Origin of the sequence: uncultured Roseobacter sp., from assembly GCF_947492555.1 — a bacterium.
Classification (GTDB): domain Bacteria; phylum Pseudomonadota; class Alphaproteobacteria; order Rhodobacterales; family Rhodobacteraceae; genus Roseobacter.
The window spans coordinates 563236-588894 of record NZ_CANLNE010000002.1; the positions used below are offsets into that span (position 1 = coordinate 563236).

A 25659-nucleotide genomic window follows, 5' to 3' on the forward strand; every position below is an offset into this window, starting at 1 on the left:
CTTAAATAAATGCTGAATTGACCTGTGTGGGGACGGGCGTAGTGTCGCCAAATCGGAGGATCGAATATGCAGCAACGCACCCCTCTATTCACGCCCGTTCTGATTGTCGGCTGTGTCATCATTATTGTTAGCTTTGCGATCAGGTCGGCCTTTGGCGTGTTCCAGATCCCGATTGCTGATGAATTTGGTTGGCTGCGGGCAGAGTTCTCGTTGGCTATTGCAATCCAGAACCTTGCCTGGGGTATCGGGCAGCCGCTTTTTGGTGCCTTGGCAGAGAAGATCGGCGACCGTAAGTCGATTGTTCTGGGGGCGGCGATCTATGCGCTGGGGCTGGTCCTGTCCGCACAGTCTACGACGCCCATCGAGCACCAGATGTATGCTTGGCTGGTGGGTTTCGGAATTGCGGGCACTGGGTTTGGCGTCATTCTGGCCGTGGTCGGGCGTGCGGCTTCCGATGAAAACCGCTCCATGTCGCTGGCGATTGTATCTGCGGCTGGCAGCGGCGGGCAGATTTTCGGCCCGCCGACGGCTGAATGGATGCTGAGCTTCATGACATGGCAGAGCACGTTCATGCTCTTTGCCGCGGCGATCATTCTGGTGCTGCTAACACTGCCGATGATGCGCGCACCGGCCACGGCCAGCAAGACAGAGCTTGAAGAAAGCCTCGGCCAGATACTGGTCAAGGCATTGCGCGACCCGTCTTTCACCTTCATCTACCTTGGGTTTTTCTCCTGCGGTTATCAGCTGGCCTTTGTTACGGCGCATTTGCCTGCCTTCGTGACCGAGCTGTGTGGCCCGATCATGCCGGGTGGGATGCTGGACAACCTTGGCATCAGCACCACCTCGGCACTTGGTGCTGTTGCAATATCACTCATCGGGTTGGCCAATATTGCGGGAACCCTGATCGCCGGGTGGGCGGGCAAACACTATTCCAAGAAGTACCTGTTGGCCGGCATCTACACGGCGCGCACGATCATTGGCGCGCTTTTCATCATGTTTCCCATCACCCCGACCAGCGTCATCCTGTTCTCGATCGGTATGGGCACGCTTTGGCTTGCGACCATTCCGCTGACCTCTGGCCTTGTCGCGCATATCTATGGGCTGCGGTACATGGGGACACTATACGGGATCGTTTTTCTCAGCCACCAGTTGGGCAGCTTCCTTGGTGTTTGGCTTGGCGGTCGGATGTACGATGTCTATGGCGATTATACACTGGTCTGGTGGATCGGTGTTGCGGTCGGTGCGTTCAGCGCCATCATCCACCTGCCCATCCGAGAGCGCAGGTTGGAAGGATTGCGTATTGCCTAATCGCTCTGCTGCATGAAGCCGTTTATTGCTTCCAGCGCATCCACGGTATGCGAATAGGGCAGACCGTGGCCTGCACCCTCGATCACCGCTGTGTGCGCATCGCTGTTCCAGCGCTTGAGTATGTCGCGGGAGGAAAGAGGGATCACGTTGTCCTCGCTACCAAAGATCGCGAGAACCGGAACATCTTCGCGGTGCAGAAGGGCGTGATCCTCCTGCAGGTCGTCAGACAGAATTCCTGCAATACTGGCACGGACCGCGGGGATGAAGCCGCGCCAGTTGAGTTCCGCATCTTGCAGGTCGTTGATGCCGGCAACGCTGGTGGGCCGATCTCTTTCCGCCTTCAGCCCCGCGCGCAGAATGGCCGGGTAAAGCTCCAGCATAAGCCATGTACCGATCACGGGCGTTCTGGCCGCAAAACCCAAAAGCCCCTTTGTCAGGGTGCACATACCCGCGGGCGCAAGCAGAATGAGTTCGTGAATGCGGTTGGGTTTCTGAGCGGCAAACACCGTTGCAATGGACCCACCCATTGAATACCCGATGAGAGTGATGTCATCTTCAACACCTTGGTCGGCCAGAAGGTCGTTCAGTTGAGTAATGAAGAAGGCGCGATCCTGCGCACCGCGCAGACGGTCGGAAAATCCGCGCCCATACAGGTCATAGACCAGCACGCGAAAGCCCATGTGTGCGAGACCCTTGGCAATCCCTTGCCAAACGAAACTGGGTGTCGTCAGCCCGTGCACGCAGACTGCCACGGGGCCGCCCTCAGGTCCGTACCATTGATAGTGCGTGACACCTTGAGACAGATGCGCGAACTGCCCTGGTGCGGCGGCGCGGGCCTTGTCATTCATGGGCTTGCGCGTGCTTTCGATGATCAGGGGGGTTGCGATGATCGCAGCCAGAATGAGGTATACCCAGATCATGTGTGGGCCTCCCATTGGTCAAGGATGTAGCGGCTGGTCATCAGGTCCAGATGTGCCCCGCCGCCGTTCTTGAAAATCGTGATGTCACTATCGCTGTCGCGGGTGAACGCCTCAGGCGTGTAGTAGTCGGCCACGATATCTGTCGCCGTGATCACACCTGTTTCTATTGGGATCTTGATCTCGCCGATGTGCCCGACCGTGGTGTCGAGGCTGTCGACGAAAAGCCGCCCGCGGTGCAGGGCTGCATCGTCCACCTCGCGCATATCCGGGCGGTAGGCACCGATCAGGTCAAGGTGTTGACCTGGTTGCAGCCAATCCCCCCGTATCAAGGGCGTGGTGGACATGGTGGCGCAGGTGATGATGTCTGCCTGGTGCACGGCATCTTCCAGCGATGTCGCAACGGCGATGTCGGGGATTTCGCGCGCCAACGCTTCGGCATTTGCGCTTGTGCGATTCCAGATCGTGAACCGCGCCTCCGGAAATGCGGCGCTATACGCAGCATACAGCCCGCGCGCCTGCGTTCCCGCTCCGACGATCAGGATGTTTCGGCTGTCAGGTCGGGCCAGTCGCCGCGCGGCAAGCAGGCTGTCACCGGCAGTTTTCCACTTGGTCACGAGATGAAAATCAATGATCGCCTGCAACGTCCCATCAGCATCAGAAAACAGCATGACGCCACCGTTGATCGAAGAGGTGCCTCGCGCAGTGTTCCCCGGAAAGACCGTGGCGGATTTCACTGCCAACCCCAGTCCGTCTATCCATGCAGCACGATTGAGCAGCGTGTCAGCATCCCGGTAAAGGAATGTATCCGCAATCTCGGCCTTGGGCAGCCGGTGCCCCTCTGCCAGCGCCTCCGTAAGGGCGATCCAGTCGAGATATGCTTCACCTTCGGCAAAAGGGATGACGGCTGCGGTCACTGCGCCTCACCTACTGTCAAAAGGCCGCTGTCGACCAGTTTTGCAGCCCACCCCTGCGGTCCTTCGAATAAATGTGTCTGCCAGCCCCGAGCCTGTGCAACCGCAATGTTGTCCGCCCGGTCATCCGTGAAAATCAGATCACTGCCGCTCAACCCGGAGGTCTGTTCAAGTTGCGCATAGATATCCGGATCGGGCTTGGTCACCCGCATATGGCCAGAGATGAAGTCGCGGTCGAACTCACGCAGAAAAGGGTAGTGTGTTGCCGCAAAATCGTAGCTTTCCACCCCGAAGTTGGTCAGCGAAAAGACCGGTACGCCCTTGGACTGCAGGGCTTTCATCAGCCGCACGGAATGCGCGATCACCGGGGTGGCCATCTCGATCCAACGATCATGCCACATACGAATTTCGTCCCGCCAGTCCGGGGTCGCCTCCGCTTGGGCGTATACTGTTCTGGTGAAATGCTCGCCCCGATCCACCCGTTCGTTCATGCCGTGCAAATCAACCGCATCAAACATCTCGCGGCGGCGCGGCTCACCGATCACGGCGTCGTAAAAACGTTCCGGTTGCCATTCGATCAGCACATTGCCGATGTCAAAGATCACCGCCTTGGGTTTCATATCTGTCTCTTCAATCATGTAAATCAATCAATCGCTTTTGCAGACCGCAAGGCCCGCTCCAATGCATCCAGAAAACGGGAGCGGTCAGCCTTTGTAAAGCCCTTGCCGCCGCCCGTGCGGAATGGATCAGCCGCACGCAGGTCCGCCATCAGATCCCGCGTGGCCAAAACATTGCCGATATTGGCCGAGGTTAGAGGTTCGCCATTGTGCTTGAGAACCCGCGCCCCGGCCTCCACGCATTTGGCGGCCAATGGAATGTCACCGGTGACCACCACATCCTCCGGACCACAGCGTTCCGCGATCCACATATCGGCAACGTCAGGCCCATCCGAAACGATGATGGTTTCAACGAGCGGGTTCTGAGAGGGCCTGAGCCCGCCATTGGACACGACAAACATCTTTACACGGTGGCGTGTGGCGACCTTTTCGGCTTCCGCCTTGACCGGACAGGCATCCGCATCGATATAAAGCGCGGTCATGCGTAAAGAGCATCCGCGTGGAACGCCACATGCTCCTCCATGAAGGTGGACACGAAGAAATAGCTGTGGTCATACCCGGGCTGCATCCGCAACGTCGCCTGCTGACGGCGCGCGGCTGTTGCCGCGGCCAGCGCTTCGGGTTTCAACAGATCGATGAACTGATCCTTGCTGCCGGTGTCAATGAGGACGGGCCCATCAAACCCCTTCTGCTGCATGAGCAGGGTCGCGTCGTGGGCGGCCCACGCCTCTTCATTGTTCCCCAAATATGCAGAAAATTGTTTGCGCCCCCAATCGCTTTCCGTCGGGTTCGAAATCGGCGCAAAGGCGGAAACCGAGCGGAACCGCCCCGGCAGTGACATCGCCATGGTCAAGGCCCCATGCCCGCCCATCGAATGCCCGGTGATCCCTTGGCGGGACATGTCCAGCGCAAAGGAATGATCCAGCACCCGCGGCAATTCCTCGGTGATGTAGTCCCACATGCGATAGTGCGGCGCCCAGGGCGCTTCGGTCGCGTTGACGTAAAACCCTGCACCTTTGCCAAGGTCATAGGCCTCGTCATCCGCCACATCCTCTCCGCGCGGCGAGGTGTCGGGAAACACCAGCGCAATCCCTTGTTCCGCAGCCCAGGCTTGCGCGCCTGCCTTGGTCATGGCGTTCTCATGGGTGCAGGTCAGACCCGACAAATACCATAACAGCGGCACGGGGCCGTCTTCGGCTTCGCGCGGCATAAAGAGGCCAAAGGTCATGTCACAGGCGCAGGGCGTCGAGGCATGCGTGTAGACCCCTTGCGTGCCCCCGAAGCAGGCGTTTTCAGAGATGGTTTGCATCGGCGATTTCCTCGTTCCTGATTTACATGATGGCTACCGCGCGCAGCGCGGTGCGACAAGGGGGCTCAGGTCGGTGCGACCACGGCAATGATGCTGCTGACGGTCAGAATGCTGACGATCGTGGACACAAGGATCGCCGCGGAAACCCGGTGCGGGGCCACGCCGTAGTGTTGCGCGAGGATGTAGACGTTGCCCGCTACCGGCAAGGCGGCGGCGGAGATGATCACGGCCGCGAAATAGGGATCGGCTGGAAACAGGTAAAGCACCCCCACAGCGACAAAAAGCGGATGCAGCCCCAGTTTGCAAAAACTCAGCCATCCCGCGATGTGCAGCCTTTCGGCGGATTTGCTGGCCAGCGACGCGCCGATGGCAAAGAGTGCGCCGGGTGTCGCCGCCCCGCCCAGAATGGCCAGAAACTCATTGGCGGGCGCCGGGATCGGCAGATCGAAGAAAGACCACATCAACCCCACGACGATGGCCACGATCATCGGGTTCTTGATCAGACCCAGTCCCACCGTCCGGAACACGCCAAAACTCAACCGCCCATCGCGGGAGCCGGTGATCAGGATGACAATCAGGCTGGAAAAGACAATGAGATCAACCGCCAGTGCCATCATGATCGGCCCGATGGCGGCCTCCCCCAGCAGCAGGGTCAGCATCGGCACGCCCAGAAAGCCGACATTGCCAATCGCCGCACATTGCGCCTCCACCGCCGTGGTGGCCACATCGAGTTTGCGCAGATATCCCACCAGCGTGGCGATGAGGTAGACGGCCAGAGTCCCAACCAGGTACCCGGCGACGAGATTGGTGTCCCAGACGTCTTCGAACGACAGATTTGCCGAAAACCGGAACAGCATCGCGGTCAGGGCAAAATAGAACACGAACTTGGTGAGATAGGCCGTGGCCTCTTCGCTGAAGAACCGCGTGTAGCCGGCCCAGTATCCCAGACCGATCAATGCAAAGAAGGGAACGGTCTTGAGGAAAATTTCAACCATGCTTGGTTGTTAGTGCGAAGTCCCCGGCGCTGCAAGCTAGCCTGACCCGATGAGTACTCCGGCGGCAAAGACCAAGGCGCCGCCGCAGACGACCTGCAGCGTCGCGCGCCAGAACGGCGTGTCCATATAGCGGTTCTGAATCCAGGCAATCGCCCAGAGCTCGACAAAAACAACGATGATCGCAATCACTGTCGCGGTCCAGAAATCGGTGATCAGATAGGGCAGGGCGTGGCCCAGCCCGCCCAGCGTGGTCATGATGCCGGAGGCAAAGCCGCGTTTGATGGGTGAGCCCCGCCCTGACAATTGCCCGTCGTCCGATGCCGCTTCGGTGAAGCCCATGGAAATGCCCGCGCCGACGGAGGCTGCGAGCCCCACGAGGAAGGTGGTCCAGGTGTCCTGCGTGGCAAAGGCCGTGGCAAAGATCGGCGCGAGGGTGGAGACCGACCCATCCATCAGCCCGGCCAGCCCCGGCTGCACCCATGTCAGCAGAAACTGCCGGTGCGCGGTTTTTTCCTCGGAGGCCAGCGTGTCCGCATCCAGATGTTTTGCCTCCAGATCGCTGGCGGTGGTCTGATGACCTGCTTCTGCAGCGGCAAGATCCCCCAGCAGTTTGCGGGTAGCGGCATCCGAGGTTTGCGCAGCAGCGGCGAGATAGAAGGTCTCGGCCTCACGCTCCATCGCCGCGGCTTCGGTCCGGATACGCTCCAACCCCAGGTTTTCCACCAGCCAGACGGGCCGCCGGTTGTAGTATCCCGCCACATGCTCCCGTCGAATGAGCGGGATGACATCGCCAAACCGCACCGTGTGCAGATCGATCAGTCTTTGCCTGTGCTGATCTTCTTCTGCTGCCATCCCGTCAAAAACATGTGCTGAATCGGGGAAATCCGCCCGCAGATACTCTGCGTACCCCCGATAAATGCGCGCGTCGTCTTCCTCTGAAGAGATGGCCAATGCCAGAATTTCCTGCTCGCTCAAATCGCGGAACCGCTTACGGGAAAAGGAAAATCGCATGTAGGAAGCCTCTCAGTTTAGAATAGTTCTAATCTATGAGAAGGCGTAGGACAACCGGCTTTGCGCGAGGTCATACGGGTTTTTGCTTGGAACTGAACGGTTCGGTTTATATTGTGGACGAGCACAGCGGGGGATGCCATGACATCGACAGCCGAAATCATCCGCAAAGGCCGGAAATTTGATCAGGTGCTTGAGGGGGCACGGCAGGTGTTCATGGCGGACGGATTCGAAGGTGCGAGCGTGGATGAGATCGCGCGGGTGGCCAATGTCTCCAAGGCCACGCTCTACAGCTACTTCCCGGACAAACGGCTGCTGTTCATGGAGGTGGCAACGACGGAATGCCAGCGGCAGGCCAGCGATGCGCTGAACAGGATTGACATGAGTGCTGCGCCGGAGGAGGTGCTGACCCAGACCGGGCAACATTTCCTGGGCTTCATTACCTCGAAATTCGGACAGCAGATTTTCCGGATCTGCGTTGCTGAATCGGACCGGTTCCCTGAGTTGGGCCAGAAATTCTATAACTCTGGCCCGGCGGTCATGCGGGCAGAGATGGCAGCCTATTTCGAAGAGGCCGAGGCGCGCGGAGAGCTGCGGATCGAGGACCGCATCCTCGCAGCCGATCAGTTTGGCGAGCTGTGCAAGGCGGATGTCTGGCCCCGGTTGATTTTCGGCATGACCAAAGTGGTGACTGCTGATGAGATCGAACGTGTGGTCAATGGCGCGGTGAAAACCTTCATGGCGCGATACGGGGTCTGATCCTGAGTGACTCGACTCAGGTCGGGTTGCGGTCTATTTTAGAACAAATAGTGAACAAGTGAGTCTGTCCCCGTTCTGCTGCCCATGACCAACCGCCGCGTCCTTTCGCTCTGGTTTCCGCATCTGGGGACCGACCGGCTGATCCGCCGGACCCCCCAGCTTGCCGATGTGCCACTGGCCGTGGTCGAGGAACAGCAGAATGCGCAACTCCTGACCTCCCTCAATCTTGCCGCGCTGGGGTTCGGGCTGCGGGTCGGTCAGCCGGTCCGCGATGCCCATGCGATGTGCGAAGGGCTGATCACGCGCACCCGCAGCCTGCAGGGTGAGGCTGGTTTTCTTGCCTCGCTGCAGCGTTGGGCGGGAAAGTTCAGCCCCTGGGTCGCAACCGAGGCAGAGGATGGGCTGGTGGTCGACCTGACTGGCTGTGCCCATCTTTTCGGGGGAGAGATGGCGCTATTGGAAGTGGTTCAGCAGGATTGCACCGACTTGGGCCTTGCCGTGCGCATGGGGTTGGCCGACACCCGGGGCGCGGCCTGGGCGTTGGCGCGGTTTGCGGGGCAGGTGGCAGGATCGCACCGTTCCGGTGACGCGATTGATCAGGAGGCGCGTGCCACCCGGTCCCGGGCGAGCAAGCGGCGCCACTGGACCCGCGGCGGGGCGGCTCCGGTTGTCACCCTGGGCCCGGAGGAGACCGCGCACCGCATTGCCGCGCCCGGACAAATGTATTCCGCGCTCGGCCCTTTGCCCATCGCGGCATTGCGCCTGGAGCCGCATATCACCGAACAGCTATCGCGGTTGGGTCTGCGCCGGATCAGTGACCTGCTGGGCCAGCCGCGCGCGGGCCTGGCGCGGCGCTTTGGGCGGGGGCTGGTGATGCGGATGGATCAGGCGATGGGCTCTGCGCCGGAACCGGTATCGCCCGCGCGGCCCCCCGATCAGTTTGCCGTTCGGTTGACATTGCCCGATCCCATCGGGTTGGAAGAAGACGTGCTTGCCGGGATCGACCGGTTGCTGCCACGCTTGTGTGAAACCCTTAAAAAAAAGGGGCGTGGGGCCCGCCGGGTCCGGTTCCAGGCGTTTCGCAGCGATCATGGGGTCGAGAGCATCGAGATCGGGCTGGCCAGTGTTTCGCACATGCCAGAGCGTATCCGCCCCCTGCTGGCGCTGAAGCTCAATGAGATCGATGCAGGCTTTGGCATCGACATGCTACGGCTGGAAGCTGTGCAGACGGAACCGGTTTTCGATCGTACCGTGCCGGGGCACCTTGAAGCGGGTCAGGCGGTGAACAGGCGGCTGTCAGAGGACACGCGTTTCGAAGATCTGATTGCGCGGATCGGCGCGCGGGTGGGGCTGGAGGTGATCACCCGGCGGCATCCGGCCTCGAGCCATATCCCCGAAAAGACCAGCACGGTTCTGGCGGCGGCTTGGTCCAAACCGCATGAAGGCGCGTGGCCCGCCCCGGCCAATCCACGCCCGGTGTTGATATGGCAGCCCGAGCCGGTGGGCGCGCCGGATACGCCGAAACTGCCGCAGGTGTTTCGCTGGCGCGGGCAGGATCTGACACGGGTGCGCGCCATCGGCCCGGAACGTATCGCGCCCGAGTGGTGGCTGGACGATCCTAACTGGCGCAGCGGCGTGCGCGATTACTGGGTGACGGACACCGAAGACGGCCAGCGATTGTGGCTGTTTTACGGGCACGGGCATACGATGTCGTCAGGCTGGTTCTGTCAGGGGACGTTTGCCTGAGGTAGAGTACACAGCAAGACGGCACCGTGGCGTAGTGCTGAATCATGAACACCACGCCGCTGGATCAGGCCGGAATGCTCATTCGACGGTAATTGAAATCGCCTCGCTCATCACGGGTGGGTCATGAGGAACGTGGTTCAGGTCGCCCAGAAGCAGCTGGATGCTGTGCGTTCCGCTGGGCAGTTCCTTGGTGACCTGCGTCTGACCGCCCCCAAAATGCACGATCTGGTCCGTCGCGGGCAGGGATTCGCTCATGTCGATCCCGGACGGGTCGGTGTTGATCAGCAGATGGTGGTGCCCGGTATCGTCCACATCGGTGCCGGCAGGCGCCACGCCCATGCCCTCAAGGCCAAAGATGATGGTCACCGGGTTGGAGACCGTCGCCCCATCCGCAGGCGATATGATGTATACATTTGCGCCCTCCGGCGCTTCGGTGCGGTGCCCATCGGCAAGGGCGCCTGTGGCGAGTAGTGAAATTGCAGCGGTTGTGAAAAGTGTTCTCATGGTCTCCTCCCAAGTTGTTTAACCTATGCACAAATTGTAGGTCGCAATGGCAGGCTGGCAACGTTTGCGCCTTGTCATAGCGCCACCTCGAAAACTGCTCACGGCATCTGAAACGATCGCCCTCTAAGGATGGTGTTCTAGCCTTTGGGGCGATTATCGACGATCCGCACCGCTTTGCCCTCGGATCGGGCGACCGAGCCTGTGCTGCCCACATCCACTTTCACGCTGATCCCGATGGTTTGCTTGACAGATGCGGAGAGTGCCTTGGCGCATCCGGCTGCGTCGACCGATGTATCGGCCGTTTCACAGAGAATACGCATCTGGTCCATGCGGTCCGGGCGGGTCAATTCGATCTGGAAATGCGGGGCGAGGCCGGGAACGGCCATCAGCGCCTCTTCGATTTGCGTGGGAAAGACGTTCACGCCGCGCAGGATGATCATGTCGTCCGACCTGCCGGTGACCTTTTCCATCCGTCGCATCGCACGGGCAGTGCCCGGCAACAGACGCGTCAGATCGCGGGTGCGGTACCGAATGATCGGAAAAGCTTCCTTGGTCAGAGAGGTGAAGACAAGCTCCCCCTGTTCGCCATCTTCGACCGGCGCGCCGGTCTCTGGGTTGATGATCTCGGGGTAGAAATGATCTTCCCAGATGTGCAGCCCGTCCTTGCTCTCCACACATTCCATGGAGACGCCTGGACCCATCACTTCGGAGAGGCCGTAGATGTCGACAGCGTGCATATCAAACGCCTGCTCGATCTCTGCCCGCATCGCGTTTGTCCACGGTTCAGCGCCGAAGATGCCAACCTGCAGGGAAGACGCGCGGGGGTCCAGCCCCTGTTTGTGATATTCATCAAGGATCGACAGCGCATAGGAGGGGGTCACCGTGATCCCCTTGGGCTGAAAATCCTCGATCAGGCGCACCTGGCGCGGTGTCATTCCGCCGGAGATCGGGACCGTTGCCAACCCCAGCGCGTCCGCCCCGAGGTGAATGCCCAGCCCGCCGGTGAAAAGCCCGTAGCCGTAGGCATTGTGCAGCAGGTCACCAGGCGTCAGACCCGCCGCCCGCAGGGAGCGCGCGACGACGCTCCCCCAATGATCGAGGTCTGTCTGAGTGTAACCCACGACCGTTGGCTGCCCGGTGGTGCCGGAGGAGGCGTGGATGCGGGCGATCTGATCCCGGGGCACGGCGAACATGCCGAAAGGATAATTTTCCCGCAGGTCGGTTTTGACGGTGAAGGGGAATTTTGACAGGTCTTCCAGTGACGACAAATCATCCGGATGCACGCCCGCCGCGTCAAAACTTTGCCTGTAGAAAGGCACGTTTTTGTAAGCGTGGTTCAGAGACCAGCGCAGGCGTTCTGTCTGCAGTGCTGTGATTTCGTCGCGGCTGGCAATCTCGATAGGATCAAGCGAATTTTGCGCGGGGGTCAGATCCTTCATGCGGGGTCTCCGTCTTCTGGGAAGTGCTGGCCCTTGATGGTGCGGGAGAGACCGCGGAACAGCGCGATAATCGAGCCGGCGCTGTCGGACACGGCCACATCATAGGTGCCGGACCGTCCGGCGCGCGCGACCTCAAGGGCCGTGGCGGTCAGGCGATCCCCGGCCTTGCCCGGGGCAAGGTAGGTGATCTGGTTCTGTTGCGCCACTGTCAGCTGATTGTAGGTGTTGCAGGCAAAGGCAAAGGCGGAATCGGCAAGGGTGAAGATATAGCCCCCATGGCAGATGCCATGTCCGTTCAACATCTCTGGCGTGACCTGCATGGACAGCGTGGCCATCCCCGGTGCCACCCGATCAAGATGCATGCCCAGACCTCTGCTGGCGGCGTCCTTTTCCATCATCAGCGCGGCACATTTTTCGGCGCGGGCCTGCGCCGTGACGTCTTCAGACATACATGTTTCCGAATTTATCCTCCACTGCGAAATCCGTAACATGAATTCTGCGCGCTGTATATCGCAACCTCGGGGCTTGATTTGTTGGCCCAAGAGCGCAAGTCTGGCACCATGAACATCCCTGTGCCACCGTCCAGCAATCTGCATCAATTCCCGCCAGAACAGATTGCCTTTCACCGCACGGAGCTTTCAGTCATCCTCTCGCTTTACGGCAGATTTGTTGCAGCGGGCGAATGGCGCGACTACGGGATTTCATGTTTGCGGGATGTGGCAGTGTTTTCGGTGTTTCGACGCACGGCAGAGACCCCGATGTACAGGATCGAGAAACGTCCGAAGATGCGCGACAAGCAGGGGATGTATTCGGTGGTCGGGATGGATGGCCAGATTCTACGGCGCGGGCATGACCTCAAGACCGTTCTGCGCGTGCTGGAGCGCAAGCTGATCCGCGCCGTTGAGTGATTTTGTCAAAAGGCGGCCCGTGCCGGGCCACACGATGCCTGCAATCGCCTCCGGCAATTGAGTTTGCCGTTTGAGGCGATGTCAGGGCAGTTTTAGCCGCTTGTGCGCCGTTACGGGTCCGTCCCCCTGGTCCAGGATGCGGGTAATTCCGGCCTCTATACCTTCCTCGGCAACGGCCATATCCCCCGCATTGGCGTGCAGCATTGTCTGAGGGTCCATGATCAAGGCGACATGACCGTTCCAGAAGAGCAGATCGTTGCGCCGGTAAGGGCTTTGCGCGGGCAGGAGTGTGCCCAACCTGTCGCATTGCTGATCGCTGTCGCCGGGGCAGGGGATCCCACATGCCAGGCAGGCCGCTTGCACCAACCCCGAGCAGTCAATGCCTGTGCCGCTATTGCCGCCCCAAAGATAGGGCGTGCCGAGAAACAGATGTGCGATGGCGACCGGGTCTGTCTCGAGGTGATCTGCAGTGCAGACATGCTGGCGGGGAATGAACCCCATATTCGTTTCGATGAAGTCCGTTGTTTCCGACAACGCGGTGACCCTGCTGCCAAACGACAGGCTGGCCAGATCGGGTGATTTTAGGTCTGGTCGTTCGTAGGCATGCGTCGCTTGGACCGAGATCCGATGGGTCGGTGTCTGAACCGGTCCCAATGCGTGCGCCGGAACATAGCCGTGAAATCCGTCTTTCTCTGCTTTAACCAGACACCATTCCCCGGCGTGATGCAGCACGGTGACAGCATCTCCGAAGAGCAGTTGACGATCCCGTTTGCCGTCAGGCTGGCGGCGCAGATCGATCAAAGGGCGCGCAACCTGCATGGGCTCGGCCCGGGTGGCGAGGTCGGGATCGGGTGCGTCGCGGGGGTCGGTCATGTGCAGGCCATGCGTGCAAAGGTTTTTAGCAGCGCGCGGGTGCCCTGGCCTGAGCCGCCTTTGGGGCGTGCGGGCGCATCGCTGGGCTGCCACCCGTAGATGTCGAAATGCGCGTAGGGCGTTTTCTCAACGAAGCGGCGCAGGAAGAGGGCTGCGGTAATCGAACCCGCAAACCCGCCCTTGGGTGCATTGTCGAGGTCGGCAATACCCGGTTCGATCATCGCCTCATAGGGCGTGTGGAAGGGCATGCGCCAGATCGGATCCGCCTGGTTCTGTGCAGCGATCTCCAAGAGTGCCACGAAACTGCTGTCATCGCAGTAATAGGGGGCGAGGTCAGGGCCCACGGCGACCCGCGCCGCGCCGGTCAGCGTGGCCATCGAGACGATGAAATCAGGGTTTTCTTCCTCTGCCAAGGCCAGAGCGTCCGCCAGTACAAGACGCCCCTCGGCGTCGGTATTGTTGATCTCAACCGTCAGCCCCTTGCGGGATGTCAGGATGTCACCGGGACGGAATGCATTGCCGGAAACAGCATTTTCCACAGCCGGGATCAGAACACGCAATTGCAAGGGCACGCCGCTGGCCATGATCATCTGTGCCAGGCCAAGTACGGCTGCGGCCCCCCCCATATCTTTCTTCATCAGACCCATGGAAGCCCCGGGTTTCAGGTTCAGACCGCCGGTGTCAAAACACACACCTTTGCCGACGAGCGCGATGTGGGGACCCGCATCTCCCCACCGCATGTCGATCAGGCGTGGCGCACGATTGGCAGCGCGCCCGACAGTGTGGATCATCGGCAGATTTTCTGCGAGCAGGTCATCGCCGAGGGTGACGGCAATTTTTGCGTCATGTTGAGCGGCGAGATTGCGGGCGGCGGCTTCGAGATCATCAGGACCCATATCAGAAGCCGGCGTGTTGATCAGATCGCGGGTCAGCGCCTCCCCCATTGCGATTGCTGCCAGTGCGTTCGCGTCAATATTTTCGGGCGCGACAAGCCGGGCGGCCATTTCGGTCTGTTTGCGATAGCGGTCGAATCGGTATCCCGCCAGCAACCAGCCAAGCACCTCGACCTCGCTTTGATCCTCGGGCAGTCCCGAGGCGATCTTGTAGGCGCCTTTCGGCAGTTTTGCGGCTGCCGCGGCAAGATGGAAACGTCCGCGAGCACGTGTCTGTGCTGTCCCATACCCTACGACAGCACCCGAAGGTGCGCCGTCGGAACCGGGGATCACAAGTGCCTGCCCCAGACCACCGTTGAAATCCTGGGCCGTGACCCAGGCCTGCAGCGTATCCGACTGAGCCGCACACCAGTTTTCGAACTGGTCTTGAGACACGATATGCAGGGGATGCGCCGGGCCCGATGGATCGGCAAAAAGGGGCAGGGGCATTTTCAGCGGCCTTTCAAGCGGTGGTTTCCGCCCAACCTAGACTGTCATGCCTGTCGCGCAAGACATCAGATTGTAATGTCCTGCAAGTCCCAGATGGCGGTCAGCGATTGCTCGCCAATGCGGATCAGGCGTGCAAGGGTTGCCGAGATGGCCGGTCCGTCAGCGGCATCAATCGCGGCAATGACATCTCCTGCCACGCGGGTCAGGACGTGCATGCCGATTTGGTCGCCGATCGCAATTAGGGATCGGGCACATTTGCGCAATTCGGTCATGTCAGACGCTAAATACAGACGGCTGCAATGGGAAAGACGCAGGGCCAGCTCTTCCATGGCGCGGCATACGACGTCCTCTGCGCCTGCTTCGCCCAGCTCTGCGTAGAGAGCGGCCAGCCGATCTTGGTCGACGTGCACAGTTTCTTTCAGCCTGATTTTCAGGACTTGATCCATTAGACTCACCCTTATACGCCCCCACGGCACGCGATATCTATGCCCTCCAAACCTATCCAAAGTGTTGAGACCGAGGTCTGTTTTCGCTCGAATTCTATGTGAATTCGGTATAGTTGCACGCAACGAAAAAGACGAATGGGACAGATATGGATCACGCTAGACCGCTGCCAAACTATCTGGTGCAGCGCTATCACGGCTGGAAAGCGACCGGCTATGCCGAGAACAAGGCGTGGTATCGCCATCTGGCCAGCGAGGGTCAGCGCCCGCGGGCCATGGTCATTTCCTGTTGCGACAGCCGGGTGCATGTCACCTCCATATTCGGCGCGGATCAAGGTGAATTCTTCATTCATCGCAACATTGCCAACCTGGTGCCGCCCTATCAGCCAGACGGTGACCATCACGGCACCTCTGCGGCAGTCGAGTATGCGGTCAACATGCTGCACGTCGCACATCTCATCGTTCTGGGCCATTCCAACTGTGGCGGCGTGCAAGGATGCATCGACATGTGCCGCGGCCATGCGCCTGATCTCGAAGAACAGAACAGTTTCGTTGGGCGCTGGATGGATATTCTGAAGCCGAAGTACGATCTGGTCTCGGCGGAAAACGATGCGGCCGTGCAAGCGCAACAGCTTGAAAAACATGCGGTTCTTGTCAGCCTGGAAAATCTTCTGACCTTCCCGTTCATCAGCGAAAAAGTCAAAGAAGGCGCGCTGACCCTGCACGGCCTCTGGACCGATATTGGCGAGGGCGGGCTGGAATTTTTCAACACCGAAAAGCAAGCGTTTCAGCCGGTCTGAGATTGATGAAGTGATCGGCTGTTTTTATTGGTCCTTTGATCAGGGCAAGGAGTAGCACGTGGAACAGATCCTCTCGTTGGCGGCCAATAATCTGCTGTCGCCAATCATTCTCTCCTTCGCGCTTGGATTGGCAGCCTCGCTTGCCCGCTCTGATCTCAGCGTGCCGGAAGCGGCTGCCAAAGCGCTCTCAATCTACCTGCTTTTTGCGATCGGTTTCAAAGGCGGGGTCAGCGTGTCAGCGCATGGGATCGACGCGAAACTGGGGTTAACCTTGTTGGCCGGCATTATCCTGTCCGCAGCACTGCCGTTGATTGCCTTTGCTCTGCTCAAGGTCATGACATCGCTGAACCGCTTGGATGCCGCTGCCGTTGCCGCGCACTACGGGTCGATCTCCATCGTCACTTTTGTCGCTGCCACCTCCGTGCTCGAAAGCAGCGGTATTGCGTCCGAAGGATACATGGTGGCTGTCGCCGCAGCTATGGAGGCTCCGGCAATCCTTTCAGCGCTATGGCTGATCTCACGCGGTGGGGGAGACGGGCAACGTATGGACAGTGACCTGTGGCGGGAAATTCTGCTTAACGGGTCCATTGTCCTGCTGGTCGGGTCATTTTTTATTGGGTGGGCGACGGGCGAGGAAGGCCTGGAAGAAATTTCGAGCTTCATCGTCGCACCGTTCAAAGGCGTTTTGTGCCTGTTCCTGCTGGACATGGGGCTGGTCGCCGGACGCGGGTTGCGCGAGCGCAGTGATGTGTTGCGGCCCGGTGTGCTGGCCTTCGGTGTCTTGATGCCGGTTATCGGCAGCCTCTGCGGGCTTGGGGCCGGGCTGTTGCTGGGTCTGTCGTCGGGTGGCGTTGCCCTGATGATGGTGCTCTCGGCCTCGGCCTCTTACATTGCGGTGCCTGCAGCGATGCGGGTGGCGCTGCCCGAAGCGAACCCGTCAATTTATCTCACGCTGTCGCTCGGCGTAACCTTTCCGTTCAACCTGACGCTCGGCATTCCGCTATATGTCGCGCTGGCGACGGCCATGACAGGAGCCTGATTCCATGCAAACACATCAAGCCAAACGGGTCGAGATCACGATCGAAGCCATCATGCAGTCCCGCCTGACCGAAGCCCTGATGAAGGCAGGGGTCACCGGGTTCACGGTACTGCCTGTTTTGGGGGGGTCGGGGCGGTCGGGGGCCTGGACCCGCGCCGGAGAGATTGGTCGCGCAAGCGGTATGGTACAGGTGATCTGCATCATCCGGCCTTCAAAGCTCGACAAGCTGCTCGAGGCCGCTTTTGATGTCGTTGAGCGCCACATTGGCGTGGTCACAATAGTTGACTGCGAAGTTCTGCGGGCGGAACGTTTTTAACAATTTATAAACCAAAATTAAGGAATCCTCGCGGGCATGAACCGTCGTACAGTTTCGATTCAGTTGCCGGCTGATCTGGCGCTTGCAGTTCACGATCTGGCGACAGAGCAGGAAGGCACTGTAGCGAAGATCGTGGAAGATGTGCTTGTGGCCCATCTCGCGGCACATAAAAGTTCAAAGAAGAAGTCCGAGATTGTCGATCCACGTCTGATTTTTGCACTGCAGAAGCTGCTGTTTCGCGACATGGCCGAGGCCGAGAACTGGGACGATCTGGACGTACGCATGCGCCGTCACGGCTATTTCATGAGAATCGCCTGGGGTGGGTTGTCGCTGCACACCGAAACCAGTGGTCAAAAGCTCTGCAACACGGCTGACCTGGGGTTTTCCTATGTGACCTTCCTGCGTCGATTCGGGCCGGGCAAACCCAAGGACCCGCGCACAGTCTGAGCTTTGCGAGAACCCGCTGTGATGCGGCATCCTCCATTGACAAAGAGTGGCCCGCCCGGCTTGCTGTACCGGGGCATTGGACAGAACCGGCATCATGGAGACCGTCGATGCAGATTTTTCGCTATGCCTTATGCGGGGCGATCCTTTCCGCTGTCGCCAGTGTGGCGCTGAGCCTTGAGTTGGAAACGCTGGCCCCTTGTTACACCCGCAGCTATTCCGCAGATCATCTGGCGGCGCAGCCCGCCCAAAACGTAACCACGCTGACCCTGTCGTTAAAGATTGAGGACGGGTTTGCCATTGCGCGGCTTACCGGCGCGGACCGCGCCGGCCGGGCCGGTTTTCTCTCCTTCATGTGTTCGGAGAGCGCGCCGGGGCTTTACGACGACGGATGTAATACGCTGGAAGGGGACAGCCAGATCTGGGTTCAGCCGCAGCAGCATGGGGAGATCCTGATCCGCACGCGCAACGTCTTTCTCTCCGACATCGGACAGGGCATCGATTACCGCGACGATATCGAGGGGCATTATCGCTTCTATCTGGAACAGGGGCCGCATTCCTACGAACCCAATACAGGGCCGTTCTATACCTTCCGCTTGAACCCTGCCGACGCAGAGGCCTGCGCGTCGGCAGAGTGAACGAAAACGCCCCACCTGCGGTGCGCGGGCGGGGCTTTGTGATTTGATAGTGAGCGGGCTCAGCCCTTTTTCAGGATGCGATTTCCCAGCAATTCCGCGATCTGCACGGCGTTGAGAGCGGCCCCCTTGCGCAGGTTGTCGGACACGCACCAGAAGTTCAGCCCGTTGTCGATGGTACTGTCCTGCCGGATGCGGCTGACGAAAGTGGCGAAATCGCCGACGCACTCAACCGGCGTCACGTAGCCACCATCTTCGCGCTTGTCGATCACCATGACGCCGGGTGCCTCGCGCAGAATCTCGCGCGCCTCATCCTCGTCCAGATGATCTTCGAACTCGACATTCACCGATTCCGAGTGGCCGACAAAGACCGGGACACGCACGCAGGTGGCCGTGACCTTGATGGCGGGATCGACGATTTTCTTCGTCTCCACCATCATCTTCCACTCTTCTTTCGTGTCGCCCCCATCCATGAAGACGTCGATTTGCGGGATCACGTTGAAGGCGATCTGCTTTTGGAATTTCTTCGGCGGTTTGTCATCGGTCGGGTTGTAGATCGACTTGGTCTGATCCCAGAGCTCGTCCGCCCCTTCCTTTCCTGCACCAGACACCGATTGGTAGGTCGAGACGACAACGCGCTTGATCGTCGCGCGGTCGTGAAGGGGTTTCAGGGCGACAACCATCTGCGCGGTCGAGCAGTTGGGGTTGGCGATGATATTCTTCTTCGCATAGCCCTCGATGGCGTCCGGGTTCACCTCCGGCACGATCAACGGCACATCCGGGTCGTACCGGTAGAGCGAGGAGTTATCGATCACGACACAGCCCGCCTTGGCCGCGGCTGGCGCGTATTTCTTGGTCGCCTCGGACCCCACCGCAAAAAGCGCGATGTCCCAACCTGTGAAGTCGAAGGTATCCAGATCCTTGGTCTTGAGCGTCGTCTCGCCAAAGCTCACTTCCGTGCCCAGCGACTTGCGCGAGGCAAGCACCGTAAGCTCGTCCACCGGGAAGTGGCGCTCGGAAAGGATGTTCAGCATTTCGCGGCCCACATTACCTGTGGCGCCCGCAACAACGACGCGGTAACCCATCTGTTTTACTCCAATGTTCAAGTGATGGTCCGCGCCTCTTATACCCCTTGTGTCTTAAGGGAAAGAGGCTCAGGAGGTCTTGTCTTTCCATTTTGCCGAAACGGCCTTGGCAGAGTTAAGCAGCAGCGCAATATCCATCGCCACCGCAACAAAGCGCGCGCCAGCGTCCAGAGACGACTGGATCATGCCGTCGTCAGGCGTCAGAATGCCCGCCGCCTTGCCACTGTCGCTGATCCGTTTGAGCGCGCCTGTGATCGTGGCCTGCATATCCGGGTGCATGGTCTGGCCAAGATACCCCAGGCTGGCCGAAAGGTCTGCCGGGCCAATGAAAACGCCATCTACACCTTCGACAGCGAGGATCTCATCGAGGTTATCAAGGCCGGTCTTGTTCTCCACCTGAACCAGAAGGCAAATCTGGGCGTCCGCTGTAGGGCCGTAGTTGTCCATCTGTCCGAAGTCCGACACACGGCCCACCGCGTAGCCCACGCCCCGCGTCCCATGTGGTGGATAATGACACGCGCGCACAAGCTCCCGCGCCTGCTCGGCGGTCTCCACCATGGGAACCAGAACGGTCTGCGCACCGACATCAAGCACCTGTTTGATGATCCATGTCTCCCCAATCGGGACGCGCACAACCGGATGGCTGGCGCTGCCTTTGAGGGCGACCATCTGGTCACGGATCGACCGGATGTCGTTCGGCGAATGCTCCCCGTCGATCAGCAACCAGTCAAAGCCAGCACCGCTGAGAATCTCGGCCGTGTAGCTTTCAGCCATGCTCATCCAGCACCCGAAAAGGGTTTCGCCGTCCAGAAGGGCTTGCTTGAAGGTGTTTGTGGGAGCGGGCATGATTGGGTCCTTTGGTCGCGTGATTCAGGCGCAAGGTGACCTGTTCTCGCATCCTTGGCCAGAGTGGACTTTCAGTCCACTTCCTCCATCTTGCCGCCGGCTGTGCCGCGTGTGTCTGCCCCGCCAGAGGAGGAGGCCGCCGCGCTGGTGCCGGGCAGAGCAGTGTCCCAGGCTGATGTCAGCGCAGGGCGGGCAACCGTCCGGGTGTCCCGGCGCCGGTCCTCGGCACCGCCGTTGCGTACTGGCGCGGCGGCTGCTGCGGGCCTGCGCGCGGGTGGCGGCGCGTGCAGCGGATCAATCGCGCCCATTTCAGGACGGAGATCTTCTGGATGCCGCTGTTGGTGCGCCGCGATGTCGAAGCCGAAATTTTCCGCGTACTCCGTGGGGATATAGAGGCGATAGTAAACGGTTCGGTCAAGCGGGCCATTCGGCTTGTAGTATCCGAGCGCTTGTGACGGCGTTTGGTTGGAGGCGTTGGCGCGGTAATACTCTTCGTCGACCTGTTCCACCAATGCGATGAAAGGCACATCCTCTGCTGCAATACCCTTGGTCCCGGCTCTGATCAGAATTTCCTTGTCGGCGATTGCTTTTGCCTGTGCGTCGTCATCGCGCAGTTTTTTCGCGGTGGTTTCGGTGGAATAATCCTCCGGATGCAGATCGTCCGTCGCAGAAACGCCCGCGACCATACCAGCGCGGTGATGCTCATTACGGGAAGTACCTCGCGCCCGATAGGACGGCGTATTTGACTTCAGGTGTCCCCCCTCGTAACTCACGTCGACAAGGGTGTTGTTCTTCGAGACGGGCTTGAGCGCATACTTCCCGGCGCTGATCGCAACGCCGCCTGCTTCGAATGACAGGTAAGGCGACTGTCGATCATCATCTGCAATATGATCTTTCGCTGATGCGCGACCTGTCGGATTCTCGGCGATGAATACCGGTGGCGCACCCTCGCCGCCATGCTGAGATGCTTCGAAGTTTTTGATATTGTTGGGACTCATGCCCCGAAAGATGAGACTGCCAACCTGCGCCTTGCCTTCCGGTGACACGCCAATGATGCGTGGGGCGTGCATCTGTTTACCTTCGTGTTGCTTTGGAACGATTTCCGCGATCGCGGTGCGATTGCGTTCACCTTCCTTTTCCCCAAACCTCTCCTCGGCTCTGGCATAAAATGCATGGTCAGCTTCCAGGTTGCCAGCCGCCCTCAGGCGGGACAGATACTCGATATACTCCGTTTCGTCCGAGGCGTATTCTTTTAGCCTGGGGTTTCTGCTTTTATTGAGTTTGTGCGCGTCATCTACTTGTCGAACGGTACCCGTCTCGGGCGGCCCGATACGCACATATTTGATTCGCTGGATCACCTTTTGCAGGCGTTGAACAACCGCTGATCCATCTGCCTTGGCCTGCATCCGCAGGAGATGACCTTGGTTTGAGGGAGCCGATGCAAGCGCTTGTGGTGCTTTGGACTGCGCCGGTTGTGTTGTCGGGTCTGTCCGCTGGATTTTACGATGGAGCATCTGTTCGCCGCGCAAAAACGTTCGCGTCAAAGTAGAGTGTACAAAATCCTGGCAGTCAATCCTGATGTTGCGCCACCATCCCAGCGCGCAGGCGTCAAATCACTTTGATAACGTCCTTGTCGATGGCCAGCATATAGCCGCGACGCGCGATGTTTTTGACCAGCAACTCGGCAACGATCTGATTGCCCAAGGTGTCGCGCAACCGCTTGATCCGCGTGGCCCCCGCAGCCTCTTCGCAATCGGTGGCGCTGCGGCCCGAGATCATGCCTTCGATTTCCGAACCTGACAGGACATCGTCATCCATCCGCGCTTCGGCCAGCACCGACATGGTTTCCATCGCCGCATCGGTCAGCTTGAAGCCGAGGTTGTTGAGGTAGACGGTGTTCTCTTCGCGGCTGATCAGGAGAGAGTTGACTTGAATGCCCGCGCGTTCGATCTGTGCCACGCGGCGGTTGAAACTGACCAGCATGACCAGAAAGACCAATGCGGCAATGAGCAGCGCCGTGGCAAAGAGGAGCAATACGAAAATCACCACGCGGTAGCTCATCAAGGTATCCGAAAACGCGGTGCCGGATTGCGCTAGGATTTCCAGAAGCTTGACCTCGGCCTGCGCGGTCAGATCGTTGTTCTCGATAAAGAGCTGCTCGACCCGTGCATTGAAGGCATTGGCATCTGGCAGCGCCCAGAACAGAAGAACGGCGGTGATCAGCAGGATCAGCACAATTGCGGTGATCCCGATGACCACGATCCGCCCCCCCGAGCGGCGCATTTCAGAAGCGGAGGAAGTTGGATCCTGCACTCTGTTTCCTTTCTGCCAGCCCGCTTTCATCAAAGACGGAGACGATGTTCAGCAGGGTCCAGCCCTGGTTGGCAAGCCGTGCGGAAAGCTCTGCCTTCGCTGCTCCTTTAGAGCACTGCGAAATTTGCGCCACCCCATAGTGCAGTCGCAAGGGGTTGTCCTGTTTGGCCTTGTAGTCGGCATAGCATCCGGCCGTATGACCCGGTTGGGCAAGGGCAAGTGCGGCGACAAGACCCGCAATGAGGGCTGTGTGTTTCATGGTCCGATCCTGCGCGCCGCATGCAGGATATTCAATAACAAAAGGGCCTTAGGACGCGTGTTATCGGATAACGGGGCGTTGATATTGCCTGTCTGGCCGGGGGTGACCCAGATTGATCCCACAAGGCCGCTTGCTGTGCGAGGGGTCACAAGATCAAGAAAAGGAAATGCCCCATGCACCGCAAATTCATCGCCACCATTGCCGCCGCTGCTATTGCGGTCACCGCTTTCGGCAATGCACCTGCACGTGCGGATGAGGATGTCTTGCGGGCACTGGCGGCCATCGCTGGCATCGCGATTGTCGGCAAGGTGATCCATGATCGGAACGAGCGTAAACGCGAGCAGTACAACGCCACGCGGAACGCCCACAAAGCGCCCGTCTATCACAATCAAAAAAGGGTCTACGATCTCGCGCCCCGTCCGCTGCCGAACCGCGCCAAGAACCGTCGGCTGCTGCCGGGTGATTGTCTGCGCACTGCAGAAACGCGGCAGGGGCGCGTGCGCTACTTTGGCAAGCGCTGCCTGGAGCGGAACTACAAATACGTGAACCGGTTGCCGCAGGCCTGTGCGATCCGCTTGCGCGGGGATGATCGCAACCGGCGTGGGTATGAGGCGCGGTGTCTGCGTCGCGAAGGATACCAATTGGCCCGCCGATAAGGACGGGTCGATGCAAGGCCGGGAGGGATCCCTGACCCGGCTTTGACCTGGAAGGGGGCGTTCGGGCGCTTCCTTCCCTTTTTAACCAGTGCTGCGCGCTCCCTTATCGGAGCGCGCTTTTTCGTTTGGTCACTGGAACAACGGGGTTGCACCTTCGCCGCGATCGTTGGATCAGAAGGGATGGGACCCGATTTTGACTTTGAAACTGCAGCCTATGCCGACGGTGCAGCCCGCGTCGCCGGGGTGGATGAGGTCGGACGCGGGCCACTGGCGGGGCCCGTGACGGCCGCCGCCGTGGTGCTGGACCCAGCGCATATTCCCGATGGGCTGAACGATTCAAAACAACTGTCGATCAAGAAACGTGCCTATCTGGCGGAGCTGTTGATGGATTGCGCCGAGATCTCGGTGGCCCATGCCTCTGTCGAAGAGATCGAACAACACAATATTTTACGCGCAAGTCACATCGCGATGATGCGGGCGGTTGCGGGTCTGCCGAATGCGCCGGATCATGTGCTGATCGATGGGTCCATGATACCGCGCGGCATGAACATCGCCGCGCAGCCGGTGGTCAAGGGTGACACCCGATGCCTGTCGATTTCGGCAGCCTCCATCGTGGCAAAAATCGCCCGCGACAAGCTGATGGTGGATTTGGCGCAACAGCATCCCGGCTACGGGTGGGAGACAAACATGGGATATGGATCAAAAAGCCACATGTCCGCGCTTCAAAATCTTGGGCCGACCCCACACCATAGACGAACCTTCAAACCGGTGCACAATATCTTGTATCAAGGTAAAAACTTAACGCCTTGATTCAAAAAAGAAATTGACCGCGAATCGCCTTTGACTCATGCTGTGCTCAACCAATGAGTGCAGCAAGCACCGGGACAGAGGCAGATAAAAATGACCAAGACCAAAGGCGCCCCCGCGCTTCCTTTGAACACGATACTTGACGGCGATTGCATCGAGATGATGAACAGCCTGCCTGAGGCCTCCGTCGATCTCATCTTTGCCGATCCGCCTTACAATCTGCAGCTCAAGGGCGAGCTGCACCGCCCGGATAACAGCCGTGTTGATGCGGTGGATGACGCCTGGGACCAGTTCTCCAGCTTCAAGGCCTATGACGATTTCACCCGCGCATGGCTTAAGGCCGCGCGACGCCTGCTAAAACCGAATGGTGCGATCTGGGTGATCGGCAGCTATCACAACATCTTCCGCGTCGGCGCCGCGCTGCAGGATGCGGGCTTCTGGATTCTGAACGACGTGGTCTGGCGTAAGTCGAACCCGATGCCGAACTTCCGGGGCAAACGTTTCACCAACGCGCATGAGACGATGATCTGGGCCGGCAAATCCGAAGACAGCAAATATACCTTCAATTACGAAGCGCTCAAGGCGCTGAACGAAGGCATCCAGATGCGGTCCGACTGGGTGCTGCCGATCTGCAATGGTCACGAGCGGCTGAAAGACCACAAGGGCGACAAGGCGCATCCGACACAAAAGCCCGAAAGCCTGCTGCACCGTGTGCTGGTCGGCTCGACAAATCCGGGGGACGTCGTGCTCGATCCGTTTTTCGGGACCGGAACCACCGGGGCCGTGGCCAAGATGCTGGGGCGTGAATTCATCGGGATCGAACGCGAAGAGGCGTATCGCACTGTTGCTGCAAAACGCATCGCCAAGGTACGCAAGTTTGACCGTGAGGCGCTGCAGGTGTCGGCCTCTAAACGGGCAGAGCCCCGCGTTCCTTTTGGCCAACTGGTCGAGCGCGGTATGCTGCGCCCGGGCGAGGTACTGTATTCCCCCCGTGGCCAGATTGCCAAGGTGCGCGCCGACGGCACGCTGGTTGGCAATGACATCAAAGGCTCGATCCATCAGGTGGGTGCCGCCTACGAGGGCGCCCCAAGCTGCAATGGCTGGACCTACTGGACCTTCAGGCAAGAGGGCAAGAATGTGCCCATCGACGTCTTGCGCCAGCAGATCCGCTCGGAAATGGCGAGCTGACGCATTCCTGATTTACGAACACCGCCGGTGCCTGTGGCCTAAACTAGGCTGCCTTTGAAGGCACACACCTTACCCCGCCCAATGTGGCGGGGTTTTTTCGTTAACTGGATCAGCAAAAACTGAAACAGCTGTTCGAACGACCGGCCGAA

General features: G+C 59.6%; 30 protein-coding genes. 12 read left to right on the forward strand and 18 right to left on the reverse strand.

Features of this window, described 5'->3' with window-relative positions; translation table 11 throughout:
- Positions 1-66 precede the first annotated feature (66 nt).
- Complete coding sequence (locus Q1A07_RS09775; RefSeq protein ID WP_299780195.1) at positions 67-1308, forward strand: MFS transporter; 1242 nt, start codon at positions 67-69, stop codon at positions 1306-1308.
- Here Q1A07_RS09775 and Q1A07_RS09780 read toward each other — a convergent pair.
- From Q1A07_RS09780 to mbfA, 7 genes are all read right to left on the reverse strand, one after another.
- Entirely contained in the window at positions 1305-2228 is a 924-nt protein-coding gene (locus Q1A07_RS09780; RefSeq protein ID WP_299780197.1) for an alpha/beta hydrolase, read from the reverse strand. The genes Q1A07_RS09775 and Q1A07_RS09780 overlap by 4 nt on opposite strands.
- Positions 2225-3142 carry an ornithine cyclodeaminase gene (locus tag Q1A07_RS09785; RefSeq protein WP_299780199.1) on the reverse strand — a complete coding sequence of 306 codons (918 nt, stop codon included), beginning with the start codon at positions 3140-3142 and terminating at the stop codon, positions 2225-2227. The genes Q1A07_RS09780 and Q1A07_RS09785 overlap by 4 nt, the downstream gene beginning before the upstream one ends.
- Entirely contained in the window at positions 3139-3759 is a 621-nt protein-coding gene (locus tag Q1A07_RS09790) for an HAD family phosphatase (RefSeq protein ID WP_299781402.1), read from the reverse strand. The genes Q1A07_RS09785 and Q1A07_RS09790 overlap by 4 nt, the downstream gene beginning before the upstream one ends.
- Positions 3760-3782: 23 nt before the next feature.
- A complete protein-coding gene (locus Q1A07_RS09795) occupies positions 3783-4238 on the reverse strand; it encodes a YaiI/YqxD family protein (RefSeq protein WP_299780201.1) in 456 nt (151 codons plus the stop codon).
- Positions 4235-5065, reverse strand: coding sequence for an S-formylglutathione hydrolase (fghA, locus tag Q1A07_RS09800; RefSeq protein WP_299780203.1), 831 nt, complete (start codon positions 5063-5065; stop codon positions 4235-4237). The genes Q1A07_RS09795 and fghA overlap by 4 nt, the downstream gene beginning before the upstream one ends.
- Before the next feature lie 65 nt (positions 5066-5130).
- The gene (locus Q1A07_RS09805) at positions 5131-6060 is read right to left on the reverse strand and encodes an AEC family transporter (protein ID WP_299780205.1); all 930 of its coding nucleotides are present in this window, start codon (positions 6058-6060) and stop codon (positions 5131-5133) included.
- 36 nt (positions 6061-6096) lie between these two features.
- Entirely contained in the window at positions 6097-7071 is a 975-nt protein-coding gene (mbfA, locus tag Q1A07_RS09810) for an iron exporter MbfA (protein WP_299780207.1), read from the reverse strand.
- Positions 7072-7209: 138 nt separating this feature from the next.
- Between mbfA and Q1A07_RS09815 the strand changes: the two genes are divergently transcribed.
- Together Q1A07_RS09815 and Q1A07_RS09820 are read left to right on the forward strand one after the other, a co-directional pair.
- Positions 7210-7827: a TetR/AcrR family transcriptional regulator gene (locus Q1A07_RS09815; protein WP_299780208.1), complete on the forward strand. Its 618-nt coding sequence runs from the start codon at positions 7210-7212 to the stop codon at positions 7825-7827.
- 84 nt (positions 7828-7911) lie between these two features.
- Positions 7912-9573 carry a DNA polymerase Y family protein gene (locus tag Q1A07_RS09820; RefSeq protein ID WP_299780210.1) on the forward strand — a complete coding sequence of 554 codons (1662 nt, stop codon included), beginning with the start codon at positions 7912-7914 and terminating at the stop codon, positions 9571-9573.
- Positions 9574-9651: 78 nt separating this feature from the next.
- Here the strand turns inward: Q1A07_RS09820 and Q1A07_RS09825 are convergent, their stop codons facing one another.
- The 3 genes from Q1A07_RS09825 to paaI all read right to left on the reverse strand — a co-directional run bounded on the left by Q1A07_RS09825 (position 9652) and on the right by paaI (position 11965).
- Positions 9652-10077, reverse strand: coding sequence for a DUF4399 domain-containing protein (locus Q1A07_RS09825; RefSeq protein ID WP_299780211.1), 426 nt, complete (start codon positions 10075-10077; stop codon positions 9652-9654).
- Between the two features lie 137 nt (positions 10078-10214).
- A complete protein-coding gene (gene paaK, locus Q1A07_RS09830) occupies positions 10215-11516 on the reverse strand; it encodes a phenylacetate--CoA ligase PaaK (RefSeq protein WP_299780213.1) in 1302 nt (433 codons plus the stop codon).
- Positions 11513-11965 (reverse strand): hydroxyphenylacetyl-CoA thioesterase PaaI, encoded by a 453-nt coding sequence (gene paaI / locus Q1A07_RS09835; RefSeq protein WP_299780215.1) that lies wholly within the window; start codon positions 11963-11965, stop codon positions 11513-11515. Before paaI ends, paaK begins: the two co-directional genes overlap by 4 nt.
- Before the next feature lie 111 nt (positions 11966-12076).
- Here paaI and Q1A07_RS09840 point away from each other — a divergent pair, with 111 nt between their 5' ends.
- Positions 12077-12424: a DUF2794 domain-containing protein gene (locus tag Q1A07_RS09840; protein WP_299780217.1), complete on the forward strand. Its 348-nt coding sequence runs from the start codon at positions 12077-12079 to the stop codon at positions 12422-12424.
- An 81-nt stretch (positions 12425-12505) separates the two neighbouring features.
- Here Q1A07_RS09840 and Q1A07_RS09845 read toward each other — a convergent pair whose 3' ends face one another.
- From Q1A07_RS09845 to Q1A07_RS09855, 3 genes are all read right to left on the reverse strand, one after another.
- Positions 12506-13297, reverse strand: a complete 792-nt coding sequence (locus Q1A07_RS09845; RefSeq protein ID WP_299780219.1) for an NlpC/P60 family protein — start codon at positions 13295-13297, stop codon at positions 12506-12508.
- On the reverse strand, positions 13294-14679 hold the full coding sequence (locus tag Q1A07_RS09850; protein WP_299780221.1) for a M17 family metallopeptidase: 1386 nt from the start codon (positions 14677-14679) through the stop codon (positions 13294-13296). Before Q1A07_RS09850 ends, Q1A07_RS09845 begins: the two co-directional genes overlap by 4 nt.
- Before the next feature lie 65 nt (positions 14680-14744).
- Positions 14745-15125, reverse strand: a complete 381-nt coding sequence (locus Q1A07_RS09855) for a hypothetical protein (RefSeq protein WP_299780223.1) — start codon at positions 15123-15125, stop codon at positions 14745-14747.
- A 146-nt stretch (positions 15126-15271) separates the two neighbouring features.
- Between Q1A07_RS09855 and Q1A07_RS09860 the strand changes: the two genes are divergently transcribed.
- From Q1A07_RS09860 to Q1A07_RS09880, 5 genes are all read left to right on the forward strand, one after another.
- Complete coding sequence (locus tag Q1A07_RS09860; RefSeq protein WP_299780225.1) at positions 15272-15922, forward strand: carbonic anhydrase; 651 nt, start codon at positions 15272-15274, stop codon at positions 15920-15922.
- 58 nt (positions 15923-15980) lie between these two features.
- A complete protein-coding gene (locus tag Q1A07_RS09865; protein WP_299780227.1) occupies positions 15981-16961 on the forward strand; it encodes a sodium-dependent bicarbonate transport family permease in 981 nt (326 codons plus the stop codon).
- A gap of 4 nt (positions 16962-16965) precedes the next feature.
- Complete coding sequence (locus Q1A07_RS09870) at positions 16966-17277, forward strand: transcriptional regulator (protein ID WP_299780229.1); 312 nt, start codon at positions 16966-16968, stop codon at positions 17275-17277.
- Positions 17278-17313: 36 nt separating this feature from the next.
- Positions 17314-17724: a hypothetical protein gene (locus tag Q1A07_RS09875; protein WP_299780230.1), complete on the forward strand. Its 411-nt coding sequence runs from the start codon at positions 17314-17316 to the stop codon at positions 17722-17724.
- A 107-nt stretch (positions 17725-17831) separates the two neighbouring features.
- Positions 17832-18359: a hypothetical protein gene (locus Q1A07_RS09880; protein WP_299780232.1), complete on the forward strand. Its 528-nt coding sequence runs from the start codon at positions 17832-17834 to the stop codon at positions 18357-18359.
- Positions 18360-18418: 59 nt separating this feature from the next.
- On the opposite strand, the gene Q1A07_RS09885 is transcribed toward Q1A07_RS09880, so the two are convergent.
- From Q1A07_RS09885 to Q1A07_RS09905, 5 genes are all read right to left on the reverse strand, one after another.
- Positions 18419-19441 carry an aspartate-semialdehyde dehydrogenase gene (locus tag Q1A07_RS09885; RefSeq protein WP_299780234.1) on the reverse strand — a complete coding sequence of 341 codons (1023 nt, stop codon included), beginning with the start codon at positions 19439-19441 and terminating at the stop codon, positions 18419-18421.
- 69 nt (positions 19442-19510) lie between these two features.
- Positions 19511-20287 carry an HpcH/HpaI aldolase/citrate lyase family protein gene (locus Q1A07_RS09890; protein ID WP_299780236.1) on the reverse strand — a complete coding sequence of 259 codons (777 nt, stop codon included), beginning with the start codon at positions 20285-20287 and terminating at the stop codon, positions 19511-19513.
- 71 nt (positions 20288-20358) lie between these two features.
- A complete protein-coding gene (locus Q1A07_RS09895) occupies positions 20359-21693 on the reverse strand; it encodes a hypothetical protein (protein WP_299780238.1) in 1335 nt (444 codons plus the stop codon).
- A gap of 202 nt (positions 21694-21895) precedes the next feature.
- On the reverse strand, positions 21896-22600 hold the full coding sequence (locus Q1A07_RS09900) for a hypothetical protein (protein WP_299780240.1): 705 nt from the start codon (positions 22598-22600) through the stop codon (positions 21896-21898).
- On the reverse strand, positions 22572-22859 hold the full coding sequence (locus tag Q1A07_RS09905; protein WP_299780242.1) for a hypothetical protein: 288 nt from the start codon (positions 22857-22859) through the stop codon (positions 22572-22574). The genes Q1A07_RS09900 and Q1A07_RS09905 overlap by 29 nt, the downstream gene beginning before the upstream one ends.
- Before the next feature lie 173 nt (positions 22860-23032).
- Between Q1A07_RS09905 and Q1A07_RS09910 the strand changes: the two genes are divergently transcribed.
- The 3 genes from Q1A07_RS09910 (at position 23033) to Q1A07_RS09920 (ending at position 25510) form a co-directional block, all read left to right on the forward strand.
- The gene (locus tag Q1A07_RS09910) at positions 23033-23515 is read left to right on the forward strand and encodes a hypothetical protein (protein ID WP_299780244.1); all 483 of its coding nucleotides are present in this window, start codon (positions 23033-23035) and stop codon (positions 23513-23515) included.
- 180 nt (positions 23516-23695) lie between these two features.
- Positions 23696-24325: a ribonuclease HII gene (locus Q1A07_RS09915; RefSeq protein ID WP_299780246.1), complete on the forward strand. Its 630-nt coding sequence runs from the start codon at positions 23696-23698 to the stop codon at positions 24323-24325.
- 90 nt (positions 24326-24415) lie between these two features.
- Complete coding sequence (locus Q1A07_RS09920) at positions 24416-25510, forward strand: site-specific DNA-methyltransferase (RefSeq protein WP_299780248.1); 1095 nt, start codon at positions 24416-24418, stop codon at positions 25508-25510.
- Positions 25511-25659: the final 149 nt, after the last annotated feature.